At 62.6% G+C, this 1,230-nt stretch carries 1 protein-coding gene; it reads right to left on the minus strand.

Annotation, left to right across the window (positions count from 1 at the left end; translation table 11 throughout):
* Positions 1–1,172, minus strand: a 1,172-nt coding sequence (locus tag ABT116_RS47875) for an APC family permease (RefSeq protein ID WP_351647763.1), incomplete at its 3' end; no start/stop codon positions are given.
* Positions 1,173–1,230 lie beyond the last annotated feature (58 nt).

Genomic DNA, 1,230 nt, shown 5'->3' on the forward strand with positions numbered 1-1,230 from the left:
CGAGCAGATCGAGCACCGGCAGAACCAGTTCCACACCTGGGGTGTCTACGGGCTGCTCGCGGTCTCCGCCCTCCAGCAGCGCGAAGAAGGACCAGGCCGATGCCGCCGATGGATGCCCCGCTGGCATTGTCCGGATTCATACTCTCCTGGACCGAAATGACGAACACCGCAAGCAGCATGAGGCCACCGATGAGCGGGAATGCGAGCCGGAAGACGAAGTTTCGTACGCTCTCGAAGAGCGTCTTGCGGAAATACCACACGCACGCGAATGCGGTGATGCCGTAGTACCAGCAGATCATGATGCCGAGTGCGGCGATCGTGTCGAGCAGAGCACTTTCGGACAGGAACGTGACGACGCTGTAGAACACTGCGGTTACCGCGCCTGCCACGACGGTCGCGTACGACGGCACCAGGAACCGAGGCGAGACCTCGGCGAGCTTCTTGGGGAAAGCTCCGTATGCACCCATGGCGAGCATGGTTCGTGCCGCGGGCAGGAACGTGGTCTGCAGGCTTGCGACGGAAGAGACGAAGACGGCGAGGAACAGGAGCATGCCACCCCAGTTGCCCAGTACCGGGTCGGCCAGAGCGCCGAAGACGTTCTCGGAGTTGTCGGGATTGCCGAGGCCGAGACCTTCCTCGCCGACGCCGGCGTACATCATCGCGGCAACGGCGACCAACAGGTAGGTCAGGAGAATGGTTGCGACACAGAGCAAACCGGCGCGGCCCGGGGTCTTCTTCGGGTTCTTCGACTCCTCGCCCAGCGTGAGACAGGTATCCCAACCCCAGAACGCGAAGATCGATCCGGTGAGTCCGATGACGAACGCTCCGATGGCGAGTCCACTGAACGGGTTGAACCAACTCAGGTCGAAGGACAATCCGGCCGGGGCGTCGCCGGCACCGACGTGAACCAGTGCAACGACGGCGAAGACGACGAGCAGCACCATCTGGAAACCGACGAGCGCGAACTGCACGCGCTCGCTGGTGGTGATTCCTCGACTGGCAATCCAGGTGGCCAGGGCGATGAACACCAGCGTCGTACCGACGTTGACAAATTTGTTGCCCGGTAGATCGGCGATGGAGGGATTGTCGACCACCCGCGCGATGAACAGATAGAAGAAATCGACGGCAATGGCCGCGAGGTTCGAGAGCACGATGATGGTGGCGATCACCATGCCCCAGCCCGGCATCCGTGCCTGCTACCAGGCGCTGTCCGAGCGCACGGGCACGTAC

Source organism: Streptomyces sp. NPDC002130 (genome assembly GCF_040296465.1).
Lineage (GTDB): Bacteria > Actinomycetota > Actinomycetes > Streptomycetales > Streptomycetaceae > Streptomyces.